Annotated in this window: 1 protein-coding gene and 1 pseudogene; both read right to left on the bottom strand. The window is 70.9% G+C overall.

Features of this window, described 5'->3' with window-relative positions:
• Positions 1–288 (bottom strand): annotated as a pseudogene (locus ACY45C_RS16750) (adenine deaminase C-terminal domain-containing protein); the annotation flags it as partial.
• A gap of 1085 nt (positions 289–1373) precedes the next feature.
• Positions 1374–1526, bottom strand: a complete 153-nt coding sequence (locus tag ACY45C_RS16745; RefSeq protein ID WP_462188507.1) for a hypothetical protein — start codon at positions 1524–1526, stop codon at positions 1374–1376.
• Between the last annotated feature and the right edge of the window lie 226 nt (positions 1527–1752).

Below are 1752 nucleotides of genomic sequence, written 5' to 3'. Positions count from 1 at the left end.
GCCGGCGTGCAGGTTCGCCGGGAGTCGTGTCCGGCCGGTGGTCCAGGCGGGCGAGATGTCGAGGTTGTCGAACAGGGGTCGGCCGCATTCCGCGGCGATCCGGCCACCCGCCACCACCACGTCGGGCGGCGCGGTTCCGGCCAGGGAGGAGACGACCTGGAGATCGGCGAAGCGGGTGGGCGCGATCGACCCCAGGGTGGGTTCCAGATCGTGCCTGCGGGCGGGGAGCAGGGAGAACCGCCGGATGGCGTCGATCTGGCCCATCCCCCGACCGACCGCAAGTCGCACGTCGTGATCGAGATGCCCGATCGTGGCGAGCTCCGCGACCGATCTGGCCCTGCCCCGGACCGGCTCGGCCCCGCTGTCGGCCGCCCGCAGCAGACCGCCGGCCTCCGTGGCGGACGACTTGACGGGCGCCGCCCCTACCTGAGGACAGCGCGGTCAGCGCGGAGGCGGGCGGTATCGGAGGCACCTCGACGACCGGGGCGGCGGGCGTCCCGGTCCCGGGAACCTGCCCCGCTCGGACCAGCACCCGCAACGGGGTCGAGGATCCCGTCACCAGATCCACACCGCGCAGACCGCCCAGCGCGACCAGGACGGCCGGGTCGGTCACCAGGGTGGCGGTTCCCCGCGGGACGATCAGGCGAGCCAGTTCTCCCGGAGTGAGCAGCGTCTCCTCGACGCGCAGGCCGGCGTCGACATAGGCCGGCAGGACGAATCTGCCGGCGGCGTCGAGCGAGCGCCGACCCGCCAACGTTCCCGGCTTCGTGACTGCGGCAATGTAGCACCCCACGATCAGGATGTCCCGCGCGGCCACGGCACCGCTGTGGACGGCGACGACAAGCCCACCGCGTACGACGAGGTCGGCCTCCTCCTCACCCGCGGCCACCCGACGCAGTCGAGCGAGCTGTGCCTCGGACGGACGCAGCAGGTCCGCGCCGACCACGGGTACCTGCCCGGTCGGACCAGTAGCCGCCGCCGGATCACGCGGGTCGGCCGCGGGAGCGGTGGTGGAGGAGGTCGTGTTCGACGCCGCCGTGCGGGCCGGGGTCGCCGATCGGTGGGGCGTGGCAGACGCCGATCGGTGGGGCGTGGCAGAGGAGACGGTCGGCTGGGGCGCCCGTCCGGACACCGTCATCAGCCGGAGTCCCCGACTGGAGCGTTCGGCGTTCATGGCGGCCTCTCGTCTGCCGGTCAGCACCGAGGCTGCACCCGATGGCGGCACGCCCGGAAGGGGATCACGTATGACCAACGGCGAAATCACCCCCATTACTTCCTTTACTCCAGAACAAGCCGGGTGCCCCCGGAGCCGGCGGACCAGCACCGCCCGCCGGGAGGGCGGCGATGGCGTGATTGTTGTTTGCCACGTGTCATTACCCGCCATGCGCCGGAACCGGCCGGTAACGCAGGTGGAACACCATGTTGACCAGAGACGGGAAGAACACGGCGATCCCGGCGATCATGCCGACCGCGGCACGGCCCCGCCCGAAGACCAGTGCGAGCAACCGAACCCCTGTCAGCCTCATCCCGGGCGCACCCCCACCTGCCGCTCGGTCCGACCGGCCCGAGCGGTTCCCCGGACGTTAGAAAGAAGGCGTACCGGTCCCATCGCGCCCGGGTGAATTACCAGTAACTCCATTCTTGCTGTTGACGGAACCACACTCCCGCGGCGTCCCCGGCAATGTCGGGACGGAAACCTGGACGAAACTTTTCTTGGGTTTCGGGAGTGTCGCCGTTCACCTGACCGTCACA

Source organism: Frankia sp. CcWB2, assembly GCF_977927585.1.
The sequence above is the reverse complement of the archived record's forward strand: the minus strand, read 5'-3'. Positions and strand labels throughout refer to the sequence as shown.

Excerpts from the sequence above, each read along its gene's own strand:
- ACY45C_RS16745 (WP_462188507.1), bottom strand. The coding sequence starts at position 1,526 with ATGAGGCTGACAGGGGTTCGGTTGCTCGCACTGGTCTTCGGGCGGGGC.